Source organism: Streptomyces sp. NPDC051563 (assembly GCF_044454225.1).
Taxonomy (GTDB): domain Bacteria; phylum Actinomycetota; class Actinomycetes; order Streptomycetales; family Streptomycetaceae; genus Streptomyces.
This window is the reverse complement of record NZ_JBITDL010000017.1, coordinates 20998-45947: the sequence shown is the minus strand read 5'-3', so window position 1 is coordinate 45947 and position 24950 is coordinate 20998. Positions and strand designations below refer to the sequence as shown.

The window sequence follows — 24950 nt, the reverse complement described above, 5'->3', positions numbered from 1 at the left end:
TGCCCCGGAGGAGCACCGCATCCGCCTGCTTGCACCGACAGTGTGCTAGGGACAAGCCAGCGCCCGAAGGGCCGAACGGCCCAATGCACCGGACCACTTGGACCCCGTCAACGCACCGCCATACCCCCACCGGAGAACTGCGCCACCCAGGCGCGGCGCGTGTATGCGCGATACTCCGCGTCGCCACACGAGCAACACCGCCTCAAGGAGATCAAGGTCAACGTCGTCGCGCGGATCGCCGAAGCGGTCGCTGCGCGTGGAACGCCGTCCGTACGAAACGGGCGGCGATGAATCCGGTCAGGGCTGTGGCCGCCGCCAGTCCGATGCCGGTCAGGTCGAGCGGTTCGGTTTCCAGGATCGCGCGGAGTGCGGGGAGGTAGAGCGCGGCTGCCGCGAGGAGTGCGGAGGCGAGGACCGCCAGGGGGAGGATGAGGTTCTCCTTGGTCAGGAGGCGGGCTCGCAGGCCCAGGACCACTCCGAGCTGGCCGGCGAGCAGGGCGAGGAAGAGCACGCTCTGCCACGGCAGGTCCCAGGCGCGTGCGGTGAGGGCGGCTGCGAGGCAGGAGACGGTGACGACGGTGGCGAGCAGGAGGAGTCGCTGCCAGGCACCGGCGCCGAGGATGTGCTGTCCGGGCGGGCGGGGAGGTCTGTTCATGGCGCCCGGTGAGACGGGTTCGGCGCCCATGGCGACACCGGTGAGGCCGTGGGTGAGGAGATTGATCCAGAGGATCTGGCCGGCCCGCAGGGGCAGGGGGAGACCGATGAGGGGGCCGGTGAGCATGACGAGGATCTCGGCCGTTCCGCCGGCCAGGCCGTACACGAGGAAGCGGCGGATGTTGTCGTAGACGCGACGGCCTTCCTCGACCGCGGCGACGACGGTCGACAGTTCGTCGTTGGTGAGCACGAGGTCGGCGGCCTGCCGCGCGACCTCCGTGCCGCGCGCGCCCATCGCGACGCCGATGTCGGCCTGGCGCAGGGCGGGTCCGTCGTTCACGCCGTCGCCGGTCATCGCGGTGACGGCGCCGTGGGAGCGCCAGGCTTCCACGATGTCCAGCTTCTGCTGCGGATTCGTACGCGCGAAGACGCGGACGGTGGTGAGGTCCTCGACCCGGCCGGCGGTGAGGTCCGCACCCGTGACCACGTACTCGTGCGTGCTGTCGGAGGAGAGCAGGCCCACCTCGGTCGCCACGGCGCGCGCGGTGGCGGGGTGGTCGCCGGTGATGAGGATGGGGGTGATGCCCGCCGCCCGGCAGGCGGCGATCGTGGCCGCCGCCTCCGTTTTGGGCGGGTCGCTGATGGCGACCAGGCCGAGCAGGTGGAGGCCGGTCTCGGCGTCCGCGGGGTGGTCGGGGGCCTCGTCCCGTGTCCCTGAGGCGATGGCGAGGACGCGGAAGCCGCGGGCAGCGAGTAGCGCGGCCTGCTGTTCCGCTGTGTGGAGCAGGTCCGTGGGGTCGGCGAGGACGGCGGGGTCGAGGATCGCTTCGGGCGCGCCCTTCAGGCACACGAGCACCCGGTCCTCGGGTGTGGTGTGCAGGGTGGTCATGCGTTTGCGCAGGCTGTCGAAAGGCGCTTCGTCCGCGCGCGGGTGGCTTTCGTGGAGGCTGGCCTGATCAGCGCAGCCCGCCTTGGCCGCGGCCGTCAAGAGGGCCGCCTCGGTGGGATCCCCTATGGGGGTCCAGCGGTCGTCGGGCGCGACTGATCCCGTCGGCGGGCGGATGGAGGCGTCGTTGCAGAGTGCCGCTGCGGTCAGCAATTCGCGTAGCGGCTCCCATTCCGTCGGCGTCGGGCGCCGGCCGGTGATCAGGACATCGCCTTCCGGTTCGTAGCCGACGCCGGAGAGGTCGGCCGTGGCATGGGGCATCCAGACCTGCTGGACCACCATGCGGCCTTCGGTGAGGGTGCCGGTCTTGTCCGTGGCCAGGACCGAGACCGAACCGAGCGTCTCCACAGCGGGGAGGCGGCGTACGAGTGCGTGCCGGGTGGCCATGCGGCGGGCGCCGAGGGCAAGAGCGAGGGTGACGACGGCCGGCAGGGACTCCGGTACCGCGGCGACCGCCAGGCTGATGGCCGTCACGGCCATGATCCCGACGGGCAGGCCTTGCAGGAGGCCCAGGACGAAGACGACCAGGCACAGTCCGAGCGTGGCAGCGGCCAGGATCCGGCCGAGGGAGGCGAGGCGGTGCTGCAGCGGGGTCGGCTCCCGCCCGCCTTCGAGGAGGGTGGCGATACGGCCGAGTGCGCTGCCCGCACCGGTCGCCGCCACCGTGGCCACGCCCCTCCCCCGTACGACAACCGTTCCGGCGCTCAGGGACGTACCCGAATCCTTGTCCACCGCGACGGACTCGCCGGTGAGCATGGACTCGTCGACGAGGAGGGCCGACGCCTCGGTGAGTTCGGCGTCGGCGGCGACGATGTCGCCTTCGCCGAGGAGGAGCACGTCACCGGGTACGACGTCGGTGGCCGGGACCTCGCGCGGTGTGCCCTCCCGCAGTACGCGCGCTCCCGGGGCCGACATGGCCGAGAGGGCGGCCACCGCGTTGTCGGCGCGGATCTCCTGGGTGACACCGACGGTGGTGTTGAAGAGGATGACCAGGCCGATGACGATGGAGTCGGCCTGGTCGCCGATGGCGATCGTGAGCAGGACCGCGCCGATCAGCACCATGACCAGCGGGTCTCTGAGCTGTGCCAGGACCCGGGCATAGAGGGGTGTGGCCGGCCGGGCGCCGATCTCGTTGCGGCCGTGCTCGACGAGGCGGCGCCGGGCCTCCCCTTCGGTGAGCCCGCTGGGTTTCAGCGGGGTGGCGGATGCTCGGGCGGCCGCGGGCGCGGACATCAGGTCCCTTGCGCGAGGGGAACCGTGATGACCGGGCAGAACGCCCGGTGCAGCAGTCCGTGGACGACGGAGCCGAGCCGCATGCCGGTGTAGCCCCCGTTTCCGCGGCGGCCCAGGATCAGGGCCAGTGCGTGTTCGGCCGCCTGCGCCAGCTCCTCGACCGGGTGGCCCGCCAGCACTTCGTGCGTGAGCTCGACGTCCGGGTACTTCTCCGACCAGCCGGCGACCGTCTCGTACAGCATGCGGCGCTGCTCCTGGAGACCTTCGTCCCTGTTCTGGAACGAGAGCAAGGGCAGGCGCCACACCGAGATGGCCCGCAGCATGCACCCGCGTACGCTCGCTTCCTCGAAGGCCACGGCCAGCGCCGCCTTCGAGGACTCGCTGCCGTCGACCGCGACGACCATGTACGGCGACAGTTGGCTGACGTGCTCCGCATCGCCGACGACCACGACCGGACAGTGCGCCTGCGCGACGACGGGCACCACCAGCGAACCGGCACTGAGGAACTCCTCGGTGCGGCTGAGGTGTCGCGAACCGAGCACCAGCATGGGGGCCCTGAGGGAAAGCCGGCCGAGGACGGGGGCGGGAAGCCCGTCGAGCAGGTGGGTGGACGGTTCGAGATCCGGGTGACGCGAGCGCGCCCACACGGCGGCCGCTTCGAGGGTTACCGCTCCGGTCCGGCGCAGGTCGATGCGGTGCGTGCCCCCATCGGCGTGCTGGGTGTCGTGTTGCGGTGGCACCACCAGTACGAGACCCAAGCCGAGGGCCCGGCGGTGCGCCTCGTCGGCGGCCCAGGCCAGGGCCATGTGCCAGTCCCTGACCGGGTCGATGCCGACGACGATCTCACGGTCCGTCATGTCCTTCATCACGATGTGCTCCCCTGGTCGTTGGCGTGCCGCGGGATGAGCAGCACGGGACACCGCGCGTGGTGCAGGAGGCTGTGGCTGACGTGCCCCAGCGTGCGGCCGATGTAGCCCGGGGAGCGCTTCCCGCCGACGACCAGCAGGTCGGCGTCCTGCGAGGCCTCGGCCAGTACACCGGCCACAGAGAAGCTCTTCTCCAGGTCGGCGTGCACGGTCAGATCCGGAAACTCCTCGCGGATCAAGTCGGCCATGGGCGTCAGGCGCTCCGTGTGCCGGCCGCTGATCTCCTCGGCGTCGTCGAGCATGGTCACGACGTTGCCGACGGATCCCAGCAGGTTCCATACGTGCATCAGCCGCAGCGAGGCCTTGCGCAGCCCGGCTTCGGACGCGGCGTACCGGACGCAGTCGAGGTCGTGTTCGTCGCGGATGCCGGCCAGTACGCTGCCCGTCTCGACCCGAGGGTCCGTACCCCGGACCACGACGAGGGGGGTGGTGGCGCTCGCGGCGGCCTTGAGTCCGACGGAGCCGAGCATCAGCGAGGTGAACCCGCCGAGACCGCGGTTGCCGACCACGATCGTGCCGTGGGCGCCGGCGGCCCGGTGAAGGCTGAGTACGGGTGCGCTGCGACTGAACTCCGTGGTGACGTGCAGCTCGGGATGAAGTGCCGCTACAGCCGCGGCGGTGTCATCGAGGAGTTCGCGGCCCGCTGCGCGGACCCGCTCAAGGGTTTCCACCGATGCGTAGACAGCTCTGCTGTCCGTGTCGGCGGCGTGGACGATGTGCAGGGTGCTCCCCCGTCGTGCGGCTTCGGCCGCGGCCCACAGGGCTGCCCCGCGTACGGGGTCCGACCCGTCGACGCCGACGATGACCGTCCCGAGTTCCGGACCGGCAGTGATGCCTTCCATGTCTTCTCCTGTTCGAGGGCCATCGCGCTTGCCCTCTCACGCTGGCATCGCGGGTGAGCGGCCGGCGAGGGCCATAGGGGCCAGGGCAAGGGCCGACCGGTCCCTCCCCGGTTCCCCTGCCCGGCTCCCGCCATCGGCCTACGCCTCCGTGGAAGGACCCGGTCGGCCCTCCTACAGGACCGTTCGGCCCTCGATGCGGATGCCGGCGGGGCGGATGGTGGCTGGTACGGGTGGTGCACACCAGCCCTCTGCGCCCCGCATGACGATGTACAGGAGGTCCGGTCGTGAAGCACACCCAGGTCGGCGAGGTGATGACGGCGGATGTCGTCTCGGTGGACCGTTCGACGACGTTCAGGGAGATCGCCAAGCTCCTCGCCGACTACGACATCACCGGACTGCCCGTCGTGGACGAGGACGACCGGGTGGTCGGCGTTGTCTCCGAGAGCGATCTACTCGCCCACAAGGCCCTGACGGCCGCCGACATCATGACGGCTCCCGCAGTCACCATCCACGCGCAGGAAGGCGTCTCGGAGGCCGGGCAGCTCATGACGCGCCTCGCTCTGCAACGGCTGCCGGTGACCGACGCGGAAGAACGCCTCGTCGGCATCGTCACCCGGCGTGACCTCCTGCGCGTCTTCCTGCGCCCCGATGCCGAGATACGGCGGCACGTGAGCGAGGACGTGCTGTCGGAAAGCGTCGGGGCGCCCATCGGGGCGGTGGACATCCACGTCCTGGACGGTGTCGTGACCCTCGCGGGCCGCCTGGAACGGCAGAGCCAGATCCCCCTCGCCCTGCGACTCACCGCACGACTGGACGGCGTCGTCGCCGTGGTCGACGAACTCACCGCCCGCACGGACGACTCCCGTCTGATCCCGCCGGAGCGCGGAGCACAACCCATCACCTGGTGACCGCGGAACACACCGCGCAGCCCGAGGAGGCCACCGTCATGAACCACCACGTAACCGTCGGCGTCGACGGCACCCCCCAGAGCCTGGCCGCAGCCCGCTGGGCAGCCCGCGAGGCCACGCTTCGGCAGGCCCCCCTGCGGATCGTCCACGCCGAGGACTGGTCCTCCGGCACGCTGATACCCGAACTGGATCCCGGGACGCGCGACCGCTGGGCCGACGAGGTCCTGACCACCGCCGCCGACGAGCTGAGGCAGGCGTATCCCCGCCTGGAGATCTCCACCCGTCGCCTCTCGGGCAGACCTTCCACGGCTCTGGCGGCCGAGGCCGAGAGCGCCGGCCTCCTGGTCCTCGGCTCCCGCGGGCTGGGCAGTGTGGTCGGCTTCATCGTCGGCTCCGTGGGCCTGTCCACCCTCACCGCAACCGAGACGCCCGTCGTCCTCGTACGGGCGGAGGAGGACGACGGGGAGAACGCGGCCCGCACCCCGTACGGCGAGATCGTCGTGGGCGTCGACATCCACCAGGCCTGCGACAGGGTCCTGGCCTTCGCCTTCGAGGAAGCCTCGCGCCGCGACTGCGCGTTGCGGGCGGTGCACGGCTGGAAGCTCCCTCCCGCATCCGGCTACTCGCCCGTCCTCAAGGCCTCGGTCGCACGCGAGGTCGACCACACCGTGGCCGAGATGCTCGACGACATGCTCATGCCCTGGCGGATGAAATTCCCGGACGTACGTCTCGAGGAGCAGACGTTCATCGGATCGGCGGGACGAGAGCTCGTCCAGGCCACCACGGGCGCGGACCTCGTCGTCATCGGGCGCCGCATCCGCCGCTCGCCCATGGGCACGCACCTCGGCCGGATCGCCCATGCCGTGCTCCACCACACGGCAGCGCCGGTGGCAGTACTCGCCCACGACTGACCGCCGGCCAGCGGACATCGCCCGGCAAGGGCCGGTCGGCTCAACAACGGACTCCTCGGCCCCCCTTGGAAGCGGTGGCCGGGACGGAGTCTGGAACTCACACGTCAACTCAGGGAGATGGGCACCATGGCCAACCTTGTGACCGCCGGCCTCGACGGCTCGCACGAAAGTGTCGCTGCGGCCCGATGGGCCGCGCACGAAGCAAACCTCCGCGGGGTACCTCTGGCCCTGGTCCACGTGGAGGAGTGGCTGGAGGGGCCCCCTCTCGCCGTCGCGACCACCGAAGTCCGGCGCGAGTGGGCGCAGGGACTGCTCCGCGAGGCCTCCGAGGAGATCAAGGGGCTGTACCCGAACCTGGAGATCACCTCCCGCCGGCTGTCGGGGATCCCGGCTACGGCCCTGGCCCGCGCGGCTGCCTCGTCGGACATGCTGGTGCTCGGTTCCCGAGGGCTCGGCGGCATCGCCGGGTTCGTCCTCGGGTCCATCAGCGCCGGGACCATCGCCGCAACCGATCAGCCGATCGTTCTCGTCCGGGCACCGCTCGATGAGGCCACGCCCGCCGAGGGGCGCGGCACCGATGGCCCGATCGTGACGGGAGTGGACATCGGGCGCCCCTGTGACGCGCTGCTCTCTTTCGCCTTCGACGAGGCGGCACGCCGCGGGTGCGCCCTGCGGGTGATCCATGCCTGGTCGCCGCCGCCCGTCGTCGGCTCCGGCTACAGCTACGGTCTCGATCTCGGCGTGCAGGAGGAGATCGGTCGGGGGATCGCCACGGCCGTGGACGAGATGATCCGCCCCTGGTGCGAGAAGTACCCCTCGGTGACGGTCGCCCCCGAGGTGTTCATCGGCCAGTCCGCGATCCAGCTCGTGGACGCATCCAAGGGTGCCGCGCTGGTCGTGGTCGGCAGGCGCATCCGGCGCTCCGCCTACGGCACCCACATCGGCGGGATCGCCCACGCGGTCCTGCACCACGCCGCCGCGCCCGTCGCCGTCATCGCCCACGAGTGAAGGCACCTACCCGGCCGGTGAGCGCCTCAGTCGTCGTCGACTCCTGATTGCGTGGGCAGTCGGCCCGACCAGCCGGGTTCCACGCGCTGCCAGTCCCGTCCCCACATGGACAGGCTGCGCGCATGGACGGTTCGGAGCCTCAGGTGGACGACGCCTGCGGCTGTCAGCGCGATCAGGGCCGCGGCAGTGGCACCGACGGTCATCGCGGCGAAGGCCCGCTCGCCCGCGGATGGGTGCCCCTGGACCGTACGGCCCGAGTCGTCCACCCAGATCACGACGGGACTACCCGCGGGGGTTTTGGGCTGGACCGTTACGAGTCCCGTGCGCCGGGTGGCCGAAGGGTACTGCCAGGCAGCCTGTGCCACGGACGCGGCGGCAGCGCCGCTCCAGGAGTCGGGTGCGTGCTCGGCGGCCCCGAGCGTGGTGGCCGTGATCCGGTGCGCGTGCTCGGCCTCTTCCCGCGCAGTGCGGTTGTCGACGTTCCACACGGCCAGCCCGACGGCCACTCCGCAGAAGGCTGCGACGAGAGCCGCCAGGACGAGGGCCACGAGCCACCGGGTGCGCGTGCGGTCAGATTTCCGCCGCAACGGATTGGGCGGTGTTCCGTGAAGCATGGCGGGCCTCCGGCACCAGGAGTCTTCCTACGGGGCGGGTGAGGCGGCCGCGGTGAGTTCGGCACCGATGTGGTGGGCCCAGGCCTGGATGCGCTCGGGGTTGCGGAAGTCTCCGCCCTTGCCCTGGCGTACGAGGGTCCGGGCGAGCAGGCCGGGCGTGCCCTTCGTGAGGCTGCCGCCGAAGGTGATGTGGTCGCGGGCGCCGAGTTGTCGCATCTGCCTGGCGACGGCCCTTACCGGCGGGATGTCGTTGCGTTCGGCGGAGGAGTCGACCGGTCCGCTGCTGAACAGCCAGACGGGACGGTGCTTCAGATACCGGGCGTTGCGCTTCGCGCAGCGCCGGGCCCGTCCGTTCCACCGCCCCGCGTACAGGGATCCGCCCAGCACCACCCCGTCGTAGCCGCGGACGTCCGTGACCTCGTCGGCCGGGACCACCCAGACGTCGATGCCGTCCTCACGCAGTGCCGTTCCGATCTGCTCCGCGATCCCGGCGGTCGCACCGTGCTTGCTTCCGTAGGCGACCAGAACCTGTTTCGCACTCATGCGCTTCCTCCTTCGGTCGTTTCTGCGAGCCCGTGCATGATGCGTCTTGCCGCTTCCTCCACTCTCCCCTCGGGGACGAGGCGTCCGCAGGGGCCCAACCGGGGCCTGGGTAGGGGCCGTTCGGCCCTCCTGGGGATGCCAGGACCCTTTGAGGGGGATCTCCTCGAAGCAGGGATCAGTCCGGTGGAAGGCGGAACAGATGCTCGTCGCCGGCCGCCACCACGACCGCCCGTCCCCCGGGCAGCATGAGGGACAGGGGACTTTGGCAGGATTCCGGCACGGTGATGCCGAACCTCCCGGGGAGCAGGCGTACGCGGACACCGCGGTGTCCCCGGTGGCAGAGCGTGAAGGAGACGGGCTCGATCTCCCGCAGGGGGACGGGATCGACGTACAGGCCTTCGGGGCCGGTCTCCAGGCCCGTGACGCCGCGCTCCGCGAGGTCAAGGGTGCCGGCCATGGCGCCGAGGTGGATTCCCTCGCCGGTGGTGCCCCCCTGGATGTCCGTGACATCGCCGAGGAGTGCTTCCTCGCAGTACTTCCAGGCGTCCGGGTCCTTCTGGCGGGCCAGCACCCAGCCGTGGACGAGGCTGCTGAGCGTCGATCCATGGCTGGTGCGCTGGAGGTAGTACGCGAAGGTCGCCCGCCACACCGCGTCGTCGAGCCGGTAGCCGAGCCGGGCGAAGAGGGCGTACAGCTCGGCGGGCCGGAAGAGGTAGCCGAGCATGACCACGTCGGCCTGCTTCGACGCCTGGTAGCGGTTGACCGTATCCCCCTCGGCTTCCAGGATCCGATCGAGCCGGCGGATGTCGCCGTACCGGGCGCGGTAGGCCGCCCAGTCCAGCTCGGCCAGGTCTCCGTATCCCTCGAACTGGCTGATGACGCCCCGGTGGAACGGGACGTACAAGCGGCGGGACACCTCTTCCCAGTGCTCGAGCGCACCGCGGTGCAGGGCGAGCCGTTCGGTCAGCTCCGTCCGGCGGGCCGGGGGCAGCTCGTCGAGCAGTTCGAGCCCCTGCTGGATCACCCAGCCGGCCATGACGTTGGTGTACGCGTTGTCGTCGATTCCGGGTTCCGCGGCCTCCGGATAGGCGTCGTGGTACTCGTCCGGGCCCAGCACGCCGCAGATGCGGAACCGCCCCCGTTCCGAGTCGTAGACGGCGGCTCCGGCCCAGAAGCTCGCGATCTCCAGCAGGAGTTCCGCGCCCGGGCCGTGCAGGAAGCCGGTGTCCCCGGTGGCCCGCCCGTAACGGCAGACGTTCAGGGCCATGGCGGAGCCGACGTGGCGCTGGAGGTGCGAGTGGTCGGGGAGCCAGCGGCCCGAGCGGGGGTTGAGGTGCAGGGCCTGACTCTCCTCCTGTCCCGAACTTCCACTCTGCCAAGAGAACATGGCCCCGATCTGACCGGCTTGCCGGGCAGCGTCGCGGGCGGCCGGAAGGCGTCGGTGGCGGTACATGAGCAGGGCCCGCGCGACTTCGGGGAAGTGCAGGGTGATGTAGGGCAGGACAAAGAGTTCGTCCCAGAAGACGTGCCCCCGGTAGGCCTCGCCGTGCAGCCCCCGCGCGGGGACGCCGACGTCCAGCTCGGCGGTGTGCGGGGAGAGCGTCTGGAGCACGTGGAAGGCATGGAGGCGCAGGATCCGGCCTGTCTCCCCCGAGACGGTCAACTCCCCTTGTTCCCAAAGTCGTTCCCAGGCCGAGTGCTGTGACGTGAGCAGCTCCGGGAATCCGGGGGCCCGCGAAGCGTGCTCGATCGCGCGCGGCAGGAGGTCTCCGTTCGGCCGGTCGAGGGATGTGTACAAGGCCGCGGTCTTCACCACCGTCGCGGATCGCCGGGGAGCCACGGGCAGTCTGAACGTCTGCACCGTCCCGGCCGCGGTGGAACTCGTCATGGTGGCCGCTCGGGGTCGGGTGACCGTCTTTACGGCAAGGGCGATTTCGGTGAGGGCGGAGGTGGTACGGCAGGCGATCCATACGACGCCGTGCGGTGCGAAGCCCGTCCGGTGGTCGGTGAGGTGGCGGCCGTCGAGCCCGCCGTAGCGTTCCACCCCCGCGTTGACGACGTCCCCGTCGAGCGCTGATTCCACTTCGACCTGACCGCTCCACCCGTACGCGTGGAAGGTGGTTCGCTGGGCCGCGAGGTAGGGGTCCCCCATGTGCACGAGGCGGACGTGAGTGACGCCGAGGCGGCGGCCGTGGCCGCTCTGGAACAGCATGTGCCGGGTGAGCGTTCCCCGGCGCAGATCGAGCACCACCTTGTGGTGCAGCAGGCGGGGGTCGTCGGGAGTCAGCCAGTCGCCCGGGCGTCCGTCGTCGGTGATGCAGCGGTAGCGCAGTGCAGTCCAGTTGGGCAGGTTGACCATGTCCTCGTTGTCTACCTGCTGGCCGGCCACGTGGGAGGTGAGCCGGTTGGAGCAGCCGGCGGCGTAGGTGGCGGGATAGTGCACGGGGCCCGCCGGGGTCTCGGGGGCCGCACCGCGCGTGGCGAACCTGCCGTTGCCCAGCGTGCACAGGGCTTCGACGAGTCGCTCCGCCTTGGGGTCGTAGTGGCCGTACTCCCACGTCCACGAGGCGGTCACGGCCCGGCCCCGCAGACGGTGTCGGCGACGGCGTGGAGTTCGGCGGCGACCAGGTCCGCCCCTCGTTCCCGTAGTGCCCGCGCGGTGGCGGGGCTCGTCGTCCGGTCGAGGCCGACGACGAGGCCGAAGCGGCCGCGCCGGCCGGCTTCGACGCCCGCGAGGGCGTCTTCCACCACCGCGCAGCTGGCGGGGGCTATCCCGAGGCGTACGGCCGCTTCGAGGAACAGGGCGGGGTCGGGCTTGCCCGCGAGCCCCAGTTCGGCGGCGTCCGTACCGTCCACCACCGCGTCGAAGTAGTCCAGGAGGGAGGCTGCTCCGAGAAGCGGCCGGGCGTGCCGGGAGGCCGATACGGCGGCGCAGCACACTCCGTGCGCCCGCAGCCGGGAGAGCGCCGGAGCGACGTCTGCGAAGGCCTCCACGGCCCCCGCTTCCAGCGTCCGTACGAACGCCGCCTCCTTGCGCGCGGCGACCGCCCAGACCGTGTCGTCGCCCGGTGCGCTGTCGGGACTGCCGGCCGGCAGGTCGATGCCACGGGAGCTCAAGAAGGATTCCGCCCCGTCCAGCCGGGGCTTGCCGTCCACCCACCGGCGGTACTCACGGTCCGCGTCGAAGGGAGGCTGCCGGCCGTTCCCGGACGCGGCCCAGGCGTCCAGGCAACTGTCGAAGGCGGTCTTCCAAGCCGCGGCGTGCCGCCGTGCCGAGTCGAGAAGTACTCCGTCGGTGTCGAAGACGACGGCATCCGGGGCGCTCACCCGGATCCCACGCGCCGGCCGGAGACCCGGGTCGGGGCCACGGTCATCCAGTGCGTACGGGGTCCGCCGGCCCAGGGGAGCGAGCGGGCGACGGAGTACAGGTGGCTGACGCGTTCCCCGTCCGTGATGCCGGACAGCTCGCCGACGGCCATGACGCTCCAGCCCTCTCGCATCGCGTCGTCGATGTGGTCCACCTCGAAGGCGACCTCGGTGCCGGATGCCTCGGCGAGGCGCGAGTCGGCCGCCGTGCGGAACGCGATCTCGTCCCCGACAACGACGTAGTTGACGGGAAAGACGGCAAGCCCTTCCATCCCGGAGAAACCGACCCGGCCGATGCCGTGGGTGGAGAGCAGCCGGTGGCACTCGGCCTCGCTCAGCACCGTCGACGCGGAACCGCGCATCGAGGTCCCCATGCCGGGAGGACTGTCCGTCGTTCTCCCGGTCAGCTCGGCAACGGTGGTCTCCAGACCATCCGCGAGACCCACGAGCATGCCCATGCTCGGCGCTGCCGCCCGTTCCTCTACGTAGGCGATGTACGACGCGGCGGCCCCACAGCGCTCTCCTAGTTCCTCACGCGTGATTCCCAGCTCTTCGCGTCGGGCCGTCACGCGGCGCCCGAGGTCACCCCGGGTCGCCGGAACCTTGATCGGGGACGCGTCTGCCGTGGTCTCTCCCATGATCGTCACACCCTTGCGGTTCTTAGCAGGTACAGGAACTTCGGCGACGCACAGGTCGTCACCCTCAGGTTGTACCCGCCACCGGTGCACGCACAGGGCCGGACGGTCCCCTACCGGGGCCGGTCGGACCCATGCGGCACTCTCCTCGGGGTGTGACTGGCGGGGAAGCGGCCGTCGCGCCCGTGCCCGGCTTCGGCCACGTCTAGGCGTCCTGGACTGCTGGCCAAGGCCGCTCAAACTCCGCCCGGGGCCGTCATGCGCGCTGTGGCCCCCTTCACCGTGCCGAGGACCCGCCGTCGCTGTCCGCTTCGGGAACCAGCCGGCTGTGGAGTTCCGTGGTCATCGCGTGGATGGCACGGGTCAGTTCCGTATTGGTCTTGAGCTCCAGCTCCTGCTCGACGAAGTCGTGGTCGGCCTTCTCCTGCTGGAACGCAGCCTGCCGGTTCTGGCCGATCATCACGAAGGTCGACAGGAAGATCGCCTCCAGGGAGACGACGAGGGTCAGCATCGGCCAGGGATTGGCCTCCACGAACACCATCCAGAAGGCGAAGCCGATCGCGTGGAGGTAGACGAACGGCATGGAGCCGGCGAATTTCGTGATCGCGTCGGCGACGCGCAGCTGGACATCGGCCGCCCGGTTCGTACGGTGTGCGACGACAACGGGATGATGCCGCGCCTCGGCTTCGGCCTCGGCCTGGGTTCCCTTCACCTGCCTGCCTCCTCGGGACGAGCACCCTGACACGGTTCTGTGGCCCGCATCGTCTCAAACCGGCCGCCGTTCCCGACGTACCGCCAGGCCCCGCCCTGACGGCGGGGACATGCCCCCGCAATGGCCCGACTGCCCACACTCCATGCCTGGCCGTTGTCGCAGAAGGGGCCGACCGGCCCCATGCAGTGGCCGTTCCTGCCCTTCCCGCCCCCGGCCCGCGGGAGCACGGTTCAGGCATCGGCTCAACCGGCCCATTCCCCGGACTGCGGTTCGAAGGAGCACACATGACGACCCCGTACCGGATCACTGAGCTGGACGCGCATTGGCGTGCCGCGAACTATCTGGCCGTCGGCCAGATCTACCTCATGGACAACCCGCTGCTCGCCGAGCCGCTCCGGCCCGAGCACATCAAGCCGCGGCTGCTCGGCCACTGGGGCACCGCGCCCGGCCTGAACCTCGTCCACACCCACCTGAACCGGGTGATCAAGGAGCGTTCCCTGGAGGCCCTGTGCGTCTGGGGACCCGGCCACGGCGGGGCAGCCGTACTCGCCAACTCCTGGCTGGAAGGCACGTACAGCGAGACCTACCCGGACATCGGCCGCGACACCGACGGGATGCGCAAACTGTTCCGCCAGTTCTCCTTCCCCGGCGGCGTCCCGAGCCACGTCGCGCCGGAAACACCGGGCTCCATCCACGAGGGCGGCGAACTCGGCTACTCCCTCGCGCACGCCTACGGTGCCGCCTTCGACCACCCCGGCCTGCTGGTGGCGTGCGTCATCGGCGATGGCGAGGCGGAGACGGGGCCACTCGCCGCCTCCTGGCACTCGAACAAGTTCCTCGACCCGGTCCACGACGGCTCAGTCCTGCCGATCCTCCACCTCAACGGATACAAGATCGCCAACCCGTCCGTGCTGTCCCGGATCCCGGAGGCGGAGCTCGACGGGCTGCTGCGCGGCTACGGGCACGAGCCCCTGTACGTCTCCGGCAGCGACCCCGCCCTCGTCCACCCGGCCATGGCCAGGGCCATGGACCAGGCCCTCGACCGCATCCACGCCATCCAGAGCGAGGCACGGGCGGCGGGTACGGATCCGGGTGCCGAGCGCGCACGCTGGCCGATGATCGTCCTGCGGACCCCCAAGGGCTGGACCGGGCCCGCGGTCGTCGACGGTCAACCCGTCGAGGGCACCTGGCGCGCCCACCAGGTGCCGCTCGCAGAGGTCCGCGAGAACCCCGAACACCTCAGACAGCTGGAAAGCTGGATGCGCTCCTACCGGCCGGAGGAGCTCTTCGAGAGCGACGGCCGTCCGGTGTCCTCCGTACTGGCCTGCGTACCGGAAGGCGAGCGGCGCCTGGGCGCGAGCCCGTACGCCAACGGCGGCCGACTGCTGCGCTCGCTCCCCCTGCCCGGGCTCGACGAGTGGGCCGTCCGCGTGGACAAGCCGGGGAGCACTCTGCACGAGCCGACCCGTGTCCTGGGCCGCTACCTCGCGCAGGTCATGGCGGCCACGGCGGGACGGCGGGACTTCCGGGTCGTAGGACCGGACGAGACCGCGAGCAACCACCTCGATGACCTGTACGCGGTGACGGGCAAGGCCTGGCAGGGTCTGACGGAACCCACCGACCAGCACCTCTCCCGCGACGGCCGGGTGATGGAGATCCTCTCCGAGCACGTGTGCCAGGGCTGGCTGGAGGGATACCTCCTCACCGGCCGACACGGCCTGTTCTCCACCTACGAGGCCTTCGCCCACATCGTCGACTCCATGGTCAGCCAGCACATCAAATGGCTCAAGAGCGCTCGCCAGTTGAGCTGGCGCGCGCCCGTCGCCTCCCTCAACTACCTGCTCACCTCGCACGTCTGGCGCCAGGACAGCAACGGTTTCTCCCACCAGGACCCCGGCTTCGTCGACCACGTCCTCAACAAGAACCCCGGCGTCGTACGCGCCTACCTCCCGCCGGACGCCAACACCCTCCTCGCGGTGGCCGATCACGCACTGCGCAGCCGCGACCAGGTGAACGTGATCGTCGCGGGCAAGCAGCCCTGCTTCGACTGGCTGAACCTGGACGAGGCGCGGACGCACGTGGCGCGGGGCGCCGGGACGTGGACGTGGGCCGGCACGGACGACGGGACCCGCGCACCTGATGTCGTGCTGGCCTGCGCCGGGGACGTGCCCACCATGGAGGTGCTCGCCGCCGCGTCCCTGCTCCGCGAGCACCTCCCCTCGCTGGCCGTCCGCGTGGTCAACGTCGTCGACCTCGCCCGCCTGATGCCAAGGGAAGAGCATCCCCACGGGATGACGGACGCGGAGTACGACGTGCTCTTCACCACCGACCGGCCGGTCGTCTTCGCGTACCACGGCTATCCGTGGCTGATCCACCGCCTCGCCTACCGCCGGACCGGCCACGCCCAGCTGCACGTCCGCGGCTACAAGGAGTCCGGCACGACCACCACCCCCTTCGACATGGTCGTGCGCAACGACCTCGACCGCTACCGGCTCGTCATGGACGTCATCGACCGCGTCCCCGGACTCGCCGCCCGCGCAGCGGCCCTGCGCCGGAGCATGTGCGACCAGCGGATCCGCCACCACGACTGGATCCGCGCCCACGGAACCGACCTGCCGGAGGTCGCCGACTGGTCCTGGCCCTACTGATCGCCCGCCCGGGGCGGCACACGGGGGGCCGCCCGGGTCCGGAAGGGTACCGAACGGCCCTTCCCGGGCCGACCGCCACCGGCGGAGTGTGGAGGTGGACCCGAACGGAGACCGCCATGAGCACCTCCTCCCCCCACCGGCTCACCTCCTCCCCCAACCGCTTCGACCACGCCTTCTCCCCGGACCAACGCGGCAGCCTGACGGCCCTCGCCCACGAGGCGGACTTCCCCGCGGGCGCGCGCCTGTTCAACCAGGGCGGGCACACCAGCCACTTCTGGGTCATCCGGTCGGGGAACGTCGGCATGGACGTGCACGTACCCGGCCGGCAGGCCGCAGTGGTCGAGACGGTCGGCCCCGGCGAGCTCGTCGGCTGGTCCTGGCTGTTCCACCCCTACACCTGGCACTTCGGCGCCGAGGCCATGACGCCTGTGCGCACCGACGAGTTCGACGCCGCCGCCGTACGGGCGCTGATGGACTCCGACCCCGCACTCACCTCCGCCATGTGGCAATGGGTGGGGCAGGTGCTCGCCCACCGGCTCGTCTCCGCCCGGATCCGGCTCCTCGACCTGTACGCACCCCACGGCAGCGGAAGCCGTATCTGAGACAATTGTCCCCAGACGTATCCAACCCGAGGGTGTGGCGTGGATGTCCGATGCACCAGCTGGCGCCCCGGCGCCCATCCGGGTGTTCCTCCTCGACGACCACGAGGTCGTCCGGCGCGGCCTGCACGACCTGCTGGACTCCGAGCCGGACATCGAGGTCGTGGGCGAGGCGGGCACGGCCGCCCAGGCGCTAGCGCGAGGACCGGCGCTGCGTCCCGACGTCGCCGTGCTCGACGTACGGCTGCCGGACAGCGACGGGATCACCGTCTGCCGCGAGCTGCGCTCGCGCATGCCGGACCTCGCCTGCCTCATGTTGACGTCCTTCGACGACGAGGACGCCCTGCTCGACGCCATCATGGCCGGCGCCGCCGGGTACGTCCTGAAGCAGATCAAGGGATCGGACCTCGTTGCCGCCATCCGGACGGTGGCGACGGGCCAGTCGATGCTCGACCCCGCGACCACCGCGCGCCTGATGAGTTCACTCCGGAACCCGGCCGCCGGGAAACCGCCCGGGGACGAGCGGCTGACGGTCCTCTCCGAGCGCGAGCGCGCCGTCCTGGAACTCATCGGCGAGGGCCTCACCAACCGTCAGATCGGCAAACGCCTCTTCCTCTCCGAGAAGACGGTCAAGAACCACATTTCCCGGCTCCTCGCCAAACTGGGCGTCGAACGCCGCGTCCAGGCAGCCGTCATCGCCGCCGAGGTCCGCGAGCACGACGAAACCGGCCGCTGAGACGCGCACTCACCGAGTGGGTTCCATCGGGATCCGCCATTCCAGAAGGGTTCCGCCACCGTTCGGGCGCGGTGAAACGGACAGCCCGCCCCCGCGGGCTTCGGCGCGCTCCGCGAGGTTGCGCAGACCACTCCGACGGCCACCGTCCGCGAAACCCACCCCGTCGTCACTCACCGTCACGGCCAGCACTCCGACCGCCAGGGCTATCCCGACCTCCGCCCGCGCCGCCCGGGCGTGCCGGGCCACGTTGGTCAGGGCCTCCCCCAGCACGGCCATCACGTCATCGGCGACCGGGGCCGGTACGTCCGTGTCGATCAGGCCCTCCATGCGCAGGGCGGGCCTGAAGCCCAGTACCGTCGCCGCCTCGCTCACGGCTCGCACCGCGCGGGCCCGGAGCCGCGGGGTGCTGCCGGCCGCCTCGTGGTCGCGGAGTCCGAAGATGGTCGTACGGATGATCTTGATCGTCTCGTCCAGGTCGTCGATCGACCGGCTCAGCCGCTCGGACGCCTCGGGGTGCTCGACGAAGCGCTGGGCGCTCTGCAAGGTCATCCCGGTCGCGAAGAGCCGCTGGATCGCGAGATCATGCAGGTCGCGGGCGATCCGGTCACGGTCTTCCAGCAAGCTCACCTGCTCACCGTCCCGGCGCCGGTCCGCCAGCTCCAGGGCAAGGGCGGCCTGGCCCGCGAAGCCGGGCAGAGGCGCCACCTCGGCTCCTGCGAACGCCCGCCTGCCGGTACGCCTCGCCAGCATCAGCACGCCGCGCAGCTTCGCCCTGGTGCCCACCGTGAGCGCTACAGCCGGCCCGAAGCCCGTCCAGGTGTCCGGCTGCGCCATGATCCGGGCGTCGGTGGTCACGTCACCCACGGTGATCAGTCCATCCTGTGCCAGGTCGAGTGCGGCCAGGATCCCCTCGCCGCCGGGCAGCACGATCCCGCGGTGCGCCTCGGCGCCCTCACCCAGGGCCAGCGAGCCGCGCAGCTCGCCACTGGGCCCCACTTGGTAGAAGACGCACATCTCGGCGGAGATGATGTCCCGGGCCCTCTCCAGCATGCCTTCCAGCACCTCGATCTCGGAGGAACCGGACAGCAACGCGCTCGTGAAGTCCGAGCCCGCCTCCAGCCAGCGCTCCCGAAGCCGGACCTCCTCGTACAAGCGGGCGTTGTCCACGGCGACGCCGGCGGCGACCGCGAGGGTGGACAGGACCCCTTCGTCCTCCGCGTCGAAGCCCTTCCCGCCCCGCTTCTCCGTCAGGTAGAGGTTGCCGAACACCACGTCCCGGACCCGGATCGGTACGCCGAGGAAGGAGCGCATCGGTGGGTGGTGGTCCGGAAACCCTGCGGAGGCCGGGTGGTCGGAGAGGTCTCCCAGGCGCAGTGGCTGCGGGTGCCTGATCAGCTCGCCCAGCAGTCCGTGTCCGGTGGGCAGGGCTCCGATCCGCGCCCGGAGCTGGTCGCTGATGCCGACCGGGAGGAACTCGGCCAGCTTCTCGTCGTCCCCGACCACTCCCAGCGCACCGTACTCCGCGTCCACCAGGACGACCGCGGCCTCCACGATCCCGCGCAGCACTTGGGCCAGGTCCAGCTCCTGCCCCAGCGACATGACCGCCTCCAGCAGGCCCGTCAGTCGATCTCGGGTATCCCGCGCATCAACGATCTCTGCCTGGAGCGCGTCCAGACGCGGCTGCGGAATCCGGCTCGTCGGCGCATCCCGATCGTCCCCGACCATGGACACCTCCGTCGGCATCGAGGGGCCCTGCGCACCAGCCCGGCCTTCAGCGTAGTCCCCCCTGCCCATCGGCCGGTCATGGTCGACGCCCCGGGCGACGGGCATGGGGGTCGAGCCGTGGCGGATCCGGTCAGGCGGTTGCCCACGAGCGAAGGCTTGGGGCCCGTTCACCTGCCCGGGACAGTGACGACGGGGCAGTGCGCACGGTGCAGCAGCCTGTGGACGACCGACCCGAGCCGGATGCCCGTAGAGCCGCCCCTGCCCCGCCGGCCCACGACCAGGGCCAAGGTCAGGGCATGCCCTGCCGTCGACTCCGACGACAAGATGGGGCGGGCCCTTGGGAACGCCCTCGGAGCCTCCCACCACGACGACCGGGCAATGGGCCTGCGCGGTGACGGGCAGGCACGACGGAGCAGCCGCTGAAGATCTCCTCTGGCCGGGTCAGGTGCCGCGAGCCGAGGACGACCATGCGCGCGCGTCGGGACGTTCCGCAGAGCACCGGTGCCGGGTGGCCGTCGCGCAGGGCGGTTGCCGGTTCCGTACCGGGGTGGCGCTCACGCGCCCAGACCGCGGCCTCTTCCAGGGCCTCCGAGCCGGCCTGGCGTACGGCATTGTGCTGCGCGGTGTCGTCGACCATGTGCGCGGTGTCGTGGGGCGAGGGGACGGCCAGGACGAGACGGAGTCGTACATTGCGGCGGTGTGCCTCGTCGGCCGCCCAGGCGAGGGGCAGGAGCCACCTTCCGGTGGGGTCGATCCCCACCGCGATGTCCCGTCCTTCCGCGATGTCCGTCATGCCGCGTCGCTCCCCTGCTCCTCGTCGTGCCGAGGAATGAGCTCCACGGGGCAGTGCGAGTGGTGCAGGAGACTGTGGGTGGTACGTCCCAGGGTGGGTCCGAAGTACCCGGGTGATCTCCGGCCTCCCATGACGAGCAGGTCAGCGTGACGTGACGCCTCGACCAGGACCGAAGCCACCGAGACGCTCTTCTCCGCATGGATGTTCACCGTCAACGCGGGAAACTCCTCGCGCACGCGGTCGGCCACGGACTTCAGATTCCGGACATGGCGGCCGGCGAACTCGTCGACGTCATCGAGCATGGGGACGGCGGTTCCGGCGTACTGGAGTACGTTCCACACGGTCAGCAGCCGCAGCGCTGCCTTGCGCAGCTCTGCTTCGCGGGCGGCGCGTCGTGCGCATTCGAGGTCGTCATCGTCCCGGACCGCCGCCAGGACCACCCCGCTCTCGGCAAGGTCCTCGCCGCCGCGTACCACGATGACGGGGGTCGTCGCGGCTGCCGCGACCCTCAGACCTACCGAACCGAGCCGCAGGGCCTCGAACCCGCCCAGGCCGCGGTGACCGACCACGGTGGTGCCGTACTTCGCCCCCACCCGGTGCAGACCGAAGACGGGGTCCCTGCGGCTGTACTCCGTGGTGACATGGAGGCCGGGGAAGCGCTCCGAGACCGCGGCGGCCGTGGCCTCCAACAGATCTCGGCCCTCCGCGTGGACGCGTTCGATGATCTCCGCCGAGAGGTAGAAGACCCGGTCGGCGGTGTCGCCCGCGTAGAAGATGTGAAGGGTGCTGCAGCGTAGGGACGCCTCGGCGGCGGCCCAGAAGGCCGCTGTCAGTGCGGTGCTCGATCCGTCGACACCGACGACGACCGAGCCGAGGTCCGGACGGTGCTGGGTGGAGCCTTCCACGGCTTCCTCCTCTGTCGAACAGCGTCGGGGATGCCATCACACTGCCACCCGGGCCCGCGCGAGGAATGGGCCGCAAGGGTCAGTCAAGGGACCGAAGGTCCCTTGCCCGCCGCGCCGCCTCACCGGTCGTGCACCGCAGGGGACCGATCAGGCCTGACAGAGGACCGTTCGGCCCCTCGCCCCGCGGGCGTACGGGGCGGATGGTGGCTGATGAGGGCGCTCCGCACGATGCTCTCGCCGACCGAAGCCGACAGGAGGGCCACAGATGAAGCACGCCAAAGTCGGCTTCCTGATGACCGATGAGGTCGTCTCGGTCCTCGGAAGGACACCCTCCACGGACGTGGCCGCGCTGCTGGTCGAGCACGACATCAGCGGCGTACCGGTCGTGGATTCCGACGAACGCGTCCTCGGGGTCATCTCGCGGACCGATCTGCTCGTCCAAGACCACCTCACCGCTCAGGACTTGATGACTGCCCCGGCCGTCACCATCCATGCCGAACAGACGGTCACCGAGGCCGCCCGCCTCATCACCCGGCGCGGAGTGACCCGCCTGCCGGTGATCGACGACGAGGACCGTCTGGTCGGCATCGTGACCCGCCGCGACCTGCTGCGCGTGTTCCTCCGCCCGGACCACGAGATACGCCGGGTACTGGTCGAGGACGTGCTGGCGGACACCATGGGCATCGGCGCCGACTCCGTGAGCGTGAGCGTCGCGGACGGGGTAGTCACCCTGGCCGGCCGGCTGCCCAAGAGCAGTCAGATCCCCGTCGCTCTCCGGCTCGCCGGACAGTTGGACGGCGTGGTCGCGGTCATCGACCGGCTCGCGGCCCACTCCGAAGACACCCGCACCCGCACCGCTCCAGTGGACCGCGGTACCGAGGACGTACCCCGCTGATCCGGGGTGTGGCCCGTTCGGCCCCTGCCCGCCCCACTCGCACCGCGCGAGCATGGAGACGAGGCAGGCTCACCGCCTCCGGTCACACCGGTACGGAGCCCTGCAGACGGACCCGGGTCATCCCCTCGCTCCGCCACCGCACTTCGTGAGGAGCACCTTCATGGAAGTCCTGATCTTCGCGCTGATCGCCATGGCCGTGGTAGCCCTGATAGGGCTGCCGATGGCCCTGAAGATCGTCAAGCAGTACGAGCAGGGCGTGCTGTTCCGCTTCGGCCGGCTCACCGGGACCCGCGCGCCGGGCCTGCGGGTCATCGTGCCGTTCGCCGATGTCCTGCACCGGGTGTCCCTGCGGATCGTCACCATGCCCATCCAGTCCCAGGGCATCATCACCCGCGACAACGTCAGCGTCGACGTCTCCGCGGTCGCCTACTTCCGCGTCGTCGACGCCACGAAGTCGGTCATCGCCATCGAGAGCGTGGGCCCGGCCATCAACCAGATCGCCCAGACCACCCTGCGCAAGGTCGTCGGCCAGCACACCCTCGACGAAACCCTGTCGGAGACCGACCGCATCAACCTCGGCATCCGGGAGATCCTCGACGTCACCACCGCCGAATGGGGCGTCGAAGTGACCCTCGTCGAACTGAAGGACATCCAGCTGCCCGACAGCATGAAGCGCGCCATGGCCCGCCAGGCCGAGGCCGAACGGGAGAAGAGGGCCAAGATCATCAACGCGGAGGGCGAATCGCTGGCCGCCGCCGCACTCGGCGACGCCTCCGACACGATGATGGCCCACCCCCTCGCCCTCCAACTGCGCAACCTGCAGAGCCTGGTGGAGATCGGCGTAGACAAGAACACCACCGTGGTCTTCCCCGCACCGCTGATGAGCACCATCGGCGAACTCGGCGCCTTCCTCGCCCGCGAAACCTCCGCCGCCACCGCGGCCTCCCCTGTCCAGGCGCCGCCGATCTCGGAACTCGCCGCGAAGATCCCCGCCCCGCCCCAGTCCAACGGGGCCGCGAAGAGCGTCTAGCCGACAATCGGCGCCGCTGTGCGGAGGATGTTGCCTCCGCACAGCGGCGCCGGCTATCGAAAGCAGAGCCGGACGAGCTCCGCACTTCACGGTCCCCCCGTGGACTATCCGCGGGGCAGGGCCAACGCGGACAGACCCGGGGGCCGACCGGCCCCACCTCACCGACGCCGGCGACGTGACGCAGCGGGGCCGTCAGGCCCTCTGGACCCGCGACGGGTTCGATACGACCAGGTCGTCGTGGCGCGGCTCACCCAGTACGACCTTCAACGCGCCGGTCTCGCCGGCGCGTGAGAAGACCTCGTACGCCTCTTCCATCTGTCCCAGCTCGAAACGATGGCTGATCAGCGAGGAGGCCGGCAGCCGTCCGGCCGCCAGCATGCGCAGCAGCATCGGAGTGGAGGAGCTGTCCACGAGTCCGGTGGTGATGGTGACGTCCTTGATCCATAGGTCCTCGAGGTGCAGGGTCGCGGGCTTGCCGTGGACTCCGATGTTCGCCACCCGGCCGCCCGGACGGACCATGCGGGTGCACATCTCGAAGGTCTCGGGCACGCCGACGGCCTCCATCACCACGTCCGCGCCGAGACCGTCGGTCAGGTCCCGCACGAGCATTTCCGGCTCCTCGGCGGCATTCACGACCACGTCCGCCCCCAGCTCCCGCGCCTTCGCCAGCCGGGACGGCGCGAGGTCGACGACGATGACACGGGCCGGCGAGAAGAGCCGGGCCGTGGCGACGGCCGCGAGTCCCACGGGTCCGGCGCCGACCACGACGACGGTGTCCCCGGGCCGCACGCTGCCGTTCAGCACTCCCACCTCGTAGGAGGTGGGGAAGATGTCCGCCAGCAGGACGGCGTCGGCGCCGTCGACCGTGCTCGGCAACGCGTGCACGGAGAGATCGGCGAACGGCACGCGGACGTACTCGGCCTGGGTGCCGTCGATCGTATGGCCGAGCACCCAGCCGCCACCCCCAAGGCACTGTCCGTAGCGGCTCTCACGGCAGAACCGGCACCGGCCGCACGAGGAGATACAGGACACCAGCACCCGGTCGCCGGGCCGCACCGAGCGGACATCGCCACCGCACTCCACCACCGTGCCCACGGCCTCGTGTCCGAGCACCCGGCCGGGGTCCACCTCCGGCAGATCACCCTTGACGATGTGCAGGTCCGTACCGCAGATGCTCACGACGTCGACGCGCACGATCACGTCGCCCGGGTCCTTGATGCTCGGGTCCGGCACGTCCTGCCATGCGGTGCGCCCCCGCTCCTGGAAGACGAGTGCCTTCATGACGCCACCTCTCTAGGTGTTCCGTGCTTCCGTAAAAGGTCACCTCATGCTGTCGCCGCCTCTCGCGTTCCGGACAGGGCCGGACGGGCCCGCACCGGGGCCTGATAGGCCCGTCGGAACCTGGACATGGAGGTGTGATGGTGGGAAAGCGGTATCTCCTACGCCTGGAGGACGCCGCCGCCCTCCAGGCCAGCCCGGAGAAAGATCCCGCCTTCTCATCGAGGACCACGCAATGAACTCCAGTCCGCATCTCGTCCGCGACGTGATGACGAGAGTCGTCGTCAGCGTCACGCCGCTCGCCGAGTTCAAAGAGATCGTCGCCGTCATGAACGAGCGGCGGGTAACGGCAGTACCGGTCGTCGAAGGCGAGGGCGCGAGCAGGGTCATCGGTGTGGTCTCCGAAGCCGATCTGCTTCCGAAGGAGGCATTCCGCGATCACGACACCGGTCTCATCGAACAGATGAAGCGGCTCGGTGACACGCTGAAAGCAGGCTCGACCCTGGCCCAGGACCTGATGACGACCCCCGCCGTCACCGTTCCGCCCGACACCACCCTCCCCCGGGCGGCCCGAATCATGGCGGAACGGCACATCAAACGACTCCTGGTCGTCGACCCGGCCGGCGCCCTCCAGGGCATCGTCAGCCGCACCGATCTCCTCAAGGTGTTCCTTCGGCCGGACAGTGAACTGGCTGACGAGGTACGGCGCGAGGTGGTCGGCCGGCTGTTCCCCCTCGCACAGCACAGGGTGCGGGTCGATGTCTGCCACGGCGTGGTCACCCTCTCCGGGGGAATCCTCAACGGCTCGCTCATTCCCGTGGCAGCACGGCTCGCACGCGCCGTGGAAGGCGTGGTCGACGTCAACTGCGCCCTGACCACGTCGGCCGCGCAAACGGCCGGAGTATGAACCTCCACCTCAGCCGAAATACCTGGTCAGAACCCCTCTTGATCTCCGCACCGGAGTACGGTGGAAGTACCGGGAGTACTCCGCGCACCGGATGCAACTCAGGTGTCATTTCCGGCGATCAATACGCCGGGCCGTC

Annotated in this window: 23 protein-coding genes; 9 read left to right on the top strand and 14 right to left on the bottom strand. The window is 70.5% G+C overall.

What is annotated here, in order from left to right; translation table 11 throughout:
* Positions 1–217 precede the first annotated feature (217 nt).
* Genes ACIA8F_RS21170 through ACIA8F_RS21160 form a run of 3 tightly spaced genes read right to left on the bottom strand, consistent with a single transcriptional unit; the run spans position 218 to position 4601 of the window.
* Entirely contained in the window at positions 218–2833 is a 2616-nt protein-coding gene (locus ACIA8F_RS21170; RefSeq protein WP_399380764.1) for a cation-translocating P-type ATPase, read from the bottom strand.
* The gene (locus ACIA8F_RS21165) at positions 2833–3699 is read right to left on the bottom strand and encodes a universal stress protein (RefSeq protein WP_399380763.1); all 867 of its coding nucleotides are present in this window, start codon (positions 3697–3699) and stop codon (positions 2833–2835) included. Before ACIA8F_RS21165 ends, ACIA8F_RS21170 begins: the two co-directional genes overlap by 1 nt.
* A complete protein-coding gene (locus ACIA8F_RS21160; RefSeq protein WP_399380762.1) occupies positions 3699–4601 on the bottom strand; it encodes a universal stress protein in 903 nt (300 codons plus the stop codon). The genes ACIA8F_RS21165 and ACIA8F_RS21160 overlap by 1 nt, the downstream gene beginning before the upstream one ends.
* 284 nt (positions 4602–4885) lie before the next feature.
* On the opposite strand from ACIA8F_RS21160, the gene ACIA8F_RS21155 reads away from it, so the two are divergent.
* From ACIA8F_RS21155 to ACIA8F_RS21145, 3 genes are all read left to right on the top strand, one after another.
* Complete coding sequence (locus ACIA8F_RS21155; RefSeq protein WP_399380761.1) at positions 4886–5509, top strand: CBS domain-containing protein; 624 nt, start codon at positions 4886–4888, stop codon at positions 5507–5509.
* Between the two features lie 38 nt (positions 5510–5547).
* Positions 5548–6420 (top strand): universal stress protein, encoded by an 873-nt coding sequence (locus ACIA8F_RS21150; RefSeq protein ID WP_399380760.1) that lies wholly within the window; start codon positions 5548–5550, stop codon positions 6418–6420.
* Between the two features lie 126 nt (positions 6421–6546).
* The gene (locus tag ACIA8F_RS21145; RefSeq protein ID WP_399380758.1) at positions 6547–7428 is read left to right on the top strand and encodes a universal stress protein; all 882 of its coding nucleotides are present in this window, start codon (positions 6547–6549) and stop codon (positions 7426–7428) included.
* Positions 7429–7454: 26 nt separating this feature from the next.
* Here ACIA8F_RS21145 and ACIA8F_RS21140 read toward each other — a convergent pair whose 3' ends face one another.
* From ACIA8F_RS21140 to ACIA8F_RS21115, 6 genes are all read right to left on the bottom strand, one after another.
* Positions 7455–7976, bottom strand: coding sequence for a hypothetical protein (locus tag ACIA8F_RS21140; RefSeq protein ID WP_399380756.1), 522 nt, complete (start codon positions 7974–7976; stop codon positions 7455–7457).
* Positions 7977–8069: 93 nt separating this feature from the next.
* Positions 8070–8585, bottom strand: a complete 516-nt coding sequence (locus ACIA8F_RS21135) for a flavodoxin domain-containing protein (RefSeq protein ID WP_399380754.1) — start codon at positions 8583–8585, stop codon at positions 8070–8072.
* Positions 8586–8760: 175 nt separating this feature from the next.
* On the bottom strand, positions 8761–11160 hold the full coding sequence (locus tag ACIA8F_RS21130) for a glycoside hydrolase family 65 protein (protein ID WP_399380752.1): 2400 nt from the start codon (positions 11158–11160) through the stop codon (positions 8761–8763).
* Entirely contained in the window at positions 11157–11912 is a 756-nt protein-coding gene (locus tag ACIA8F_RS21125) for an HAD family hydrolase (RefSeq protein ID WP_399380751.1), read from the bottom strand. The genes ACIA8F_RS21130 and ACIA8F_RS21125 overlap by 4 nt, the downstream gene beginning before the upstream one ends.
* Positions 11909–12589 carry a helix-turn-helix domain-containing protein gene (locus tag ACIA8F_RS21120; protein ID WP_399380750.1) on the bottom strand — a complete coding sequence of 227 codons (681 nt, stop codon included), beginning with the start codon at positions 12587–12589 and terminating at the stop codon, positions 11909–11911. Before ACIA8F_RS21120 ends, ACIA8F_RS21125 begins: the two co-directional genes overlap by 4 nt.
* 274 nt (positions 12590–12863) lie before the next feature.
* Positions 12864–13298, bottom strand: coding sequence for a DUF1003 domain-containing protein (locus ACIA8F_RS21115; RefSeq protein WP_399380749.1), 435 nt, complete (start codon positions 13296–13298; stop codon positions 12864–12866).
* Positions 13299–13582: 284 nt separating this feature from the next.
* Here ACIA8F_RS21115 and ACIA8F_RS21110 point away from each other — a divergent pair, with 284 nt between their 5' ends.
* The 3 genes from ACIA8F_RS21110 (at position 13583) to ACIA8F_RS21100 (ending at position 17281) form a co-directional block, all read left to right on the top strand.
* Complete coding sequence (locus tag ACIA8F_RS21110; RefSeq protein ID WP_399380748.1) at positions 13583–15946, top strand: phosphoketolase; 2364 nt, start codon at positions 13583–13585, stop codon at positions 15944–15946.
* Positions 15947–16062: 116 nt separating this feature from the next.
* Complete coding sequence (locus tag ACIA8F_RS21105) at positions 16063–16548, top strand: Crp/Fnr family transcriptional regulator (protein WP_399380747.1); 486 nt, start codon at positions 16063–16065, stop codon at positions 16546–16548.
* Between the two features lie 43 nt (positions 16549–16591).
* A complete protein-coding gene (locus ACIA8F_RS21100; RefSeq protein ID WP_399380746.1) occupies positions 16592–17281 on the top strand; it encodes a response regulator in 690 nt (229 codons plus the stop codon).
* A gap of 9 nt (positions 17282–17290) precedes the next feature.
* Here ACIA8F_RS21100 and ACIA8F_RS21095 read toward each other — a convergent pair whose 3' ends face one another.
* The 4 genes from ACIA8F_RS21095 to ACIA8F_RS21080 form a co-directional block, all read right to left on the bottom strand.
* Positions 17291–19006 (bottom strand): GAF domain-containing sensor histidine kinase, encoded by a 1716-nt coding sequence (locus ACIA8F_RS21095; protein WP_399380744.1) that lies wholly within the window; start codon positions 19004–19006, stop codon positions 17291–17293.
* A 167-nt stretch (positions 19007–19173) separates the two neighbouring features.
* Positions 19174–19281: a universal stress protein gene (locus tag ACIA8F_RS21090; RefSeq protein WP_399381009.1), complete on the bottom strand. Its 108-nt coding sequence runs from the start codon at positions 19279–19281 to the stop codon at positions 19174–19176.
* 14 nt (positions 19282–19295) lie between these two features.
* Entirely contained in the window at positions 19296–19799 is a 504-nt protein-coding gene (locus ACIA8F_RS21085) for a universal stress protein (RefSeq protein ID WP_399380742.1), read from the bottom strand.
* A complete protein-coding gene (locus ACIA8F_RS21080; RefSeq protein ID WP_399380741.1) occupies positions 19796–20704 on the bottom strand; it encodes a universal stress protein in 909 nt (302 codons plus the stop codon). Before ACIA8F_RS21080 ends, ACIA8F_RS21085 begins: the two co-directional genes overlap by 4 nt.
* Positions 20705–20969: 265 nt before the next feature.
* Here ACIA8F_RS21080 and ACIA8F_RS21075 point away from each other — a divergent pair, with 265 nt between their 5' ends.
* Together ACIA8F_RS21075 and ACIA8F_RS21070 are read left to right on the top strand one after the other, a co-directional pair.
* Entirely contained in the window at positions 20970–21599 is a 630-nt protein-coding gene (locus tag ACIA8F_RS21075; RefSeq protein WP_399380740.1) for a CBS domain-containing protein, read from the top strand.
* A gap of 160 nt (positions 21600–21759) precedes the next feature.
* Positions 21760–22629 (top strand): slipin family protein, encoded by an 870-nt coding sequence (locus ACIA8F_RS21070; RefSeq protein ID WP_399380738.1) that lies wholly within the window; start codon positions 21760–21762, stop codon positions 22627–22629.
* A 192-nt stretch (positions 22630–22821) separates the two neighbouring features.
* Here ACIA8F_RS21070 and ACIA8F_RS21065 read toward each other — a convergent pair whose 3' ends face one another.
* Complete coding sequence (locus ACIA8F_RS21065) at positions 22822–23910, bottom strand: alcohol dehydrogenase catalytic domain-containing protein (protein WP_399380736.1); 1089 nt, start codon at positions 23908–23910, stop codon at positions 22822–22824.
* A gap of 232 nt (positions 23911–24142) precedes the next feature.
* Between ACIA8F_RS21065 and ACIA8F_RS21060 the strand changes: the two genes are divergently transcribed.
* Positions 24143–24814, top strand: a complete 672-nt coding sequence (locus tag ACIA8F_RS21060; protein ID WP_399380734.1) for a CBS domain-containing protein — start codon at positions 24143–24145, stop codon at positions 24812–24814.
* Positions 24815–24950: the final 136 nt, after the last annotated feature.

What these genes read in the sequence shown, in the direction of transcription:
- ACIA8F_RS21095 (WP_399380744.1), bottom strand. Translation starts at nt 19,006, where the DNA reads ATGGTCGGGGACGATCGGGATGCGCCGACGAGCCGGATTCCGCAGCCG.
- ACIA8F_RS21120 (WP_399380750.1), bottom strand. Translation starts at nt 12,589, where the DNA reads ATGGGAGAGACCACGGCAGACGCGTCCCCGATCAAGGTTCCGGCGACC.
- ACIA8F_RS21085 (WP_399380742.1), bottom strand. Translation starts at nt 19,799, where the DNA reads ATGACGGACATCGCGGAAGGACGGGACATCGCGGTGGGGATCGACCCC.
- ACIA8F_RS21165 (WP_399380763.1), bottom strand. Translation starts at nt 3,699, where the DNA reads ATGAAGGACATGACGGACCGTGAGATCGTCGTCGGCATCGACCCGGTC.
- ACIA8F_RS21110 (WP_399380748.1), top strand. Translation starts at nt 13,583, where the DNA reads ATGACGACCCCGTACCGGATCACTGAGCTGGACGCGCATTGGCGTGCC.
- ACIA8F_RS21145 (WP_399380758.1), top strand. Translation starts at nt 6,547, where the DNA reads ATGGCCAACCTTGTGACCGCCGGCCTCGACGGCTCGCACGAAAGTGTC.
- ACIA8F_RS21150 (WP_399380760.1), top strand. Translation starts at nt 5,548, where the DNA reads ATGAACCACCACGTAACCGTCGGCGTCGACGGCACCCCCCAGAGCCTG.
- ACIA8F_RS21075 (WP_399380740.1), top strand. Translation starts at nt 20,970, where the DNA reads ATGAAGCACGCCAAAGTCGGCTTCCTGATGACCGATGAGGTCGTCTCG.
- ACIA8F_RS21100 (WP_399380746.1), top strand. Translation starts at nt 16,592, where the DNA reads ATGTCCGATGCACCAGCTGGCGCCCCGGCGCCCATCCGGGTGTTCCTC.
- ACIA8F_RS21070 (WP_399380738.1), top strand. Translation starts at nt 21,760, where the DNA reads ATGGAAGTCCTGATCTTCGCGCTGATCGCCATGGCCGTGGTAGCCCTG.
- ACIA8F_RS21065 (WP_399380736.1), bottom strand. Translation starts at nt 23,910, where the DNA reads ATGAAGGCACTCGTCTTCCAGGAGCGGGGGCGCACCGCATGGCAGGAC.
- ACIA8F_RS21170 (WP_399380764.1), bottom strand. Translation starts at nt 2,833, where the DNA reads ATGTCCGCGCCCGCGGCCGCCCGAGCATCCGCCACCCCGCTGAAACCC.
- ACIA8F_RS21160 (WP_399380762.1), bottom strand. Translation starts at nt 4,601, where the DNA reads ATGGAAGGCATCACTGCCGGTCCGGAACTCGGGACGGTCATCGTCGGC.
- ACIA8F_RS21105 (WP_399380747.1), top strand. Translation starts at nt 16,063, where the DNA reads ATGAGCACCTCCTCCCCCCACCGGCTCACCTCCTCCCCCAACCGCTTC.
- ACIA8F_RS21135 (WP_399380754.1), bottom strand. Translation starts at nt 8,585, where the DNA reads ATGAGTGCGAAACAGGTTCTGGTCGCCTACGGAAGCAAGCACGGTGCG.
- ACIA8F_RS21060 (WP_399380734.1), top strand. Translation starts at nt 24,143, where the DNA reads ATGAACTCCAGTCCGCATCTCGTCCGCGACGTGATGACGAGAGTCGTC.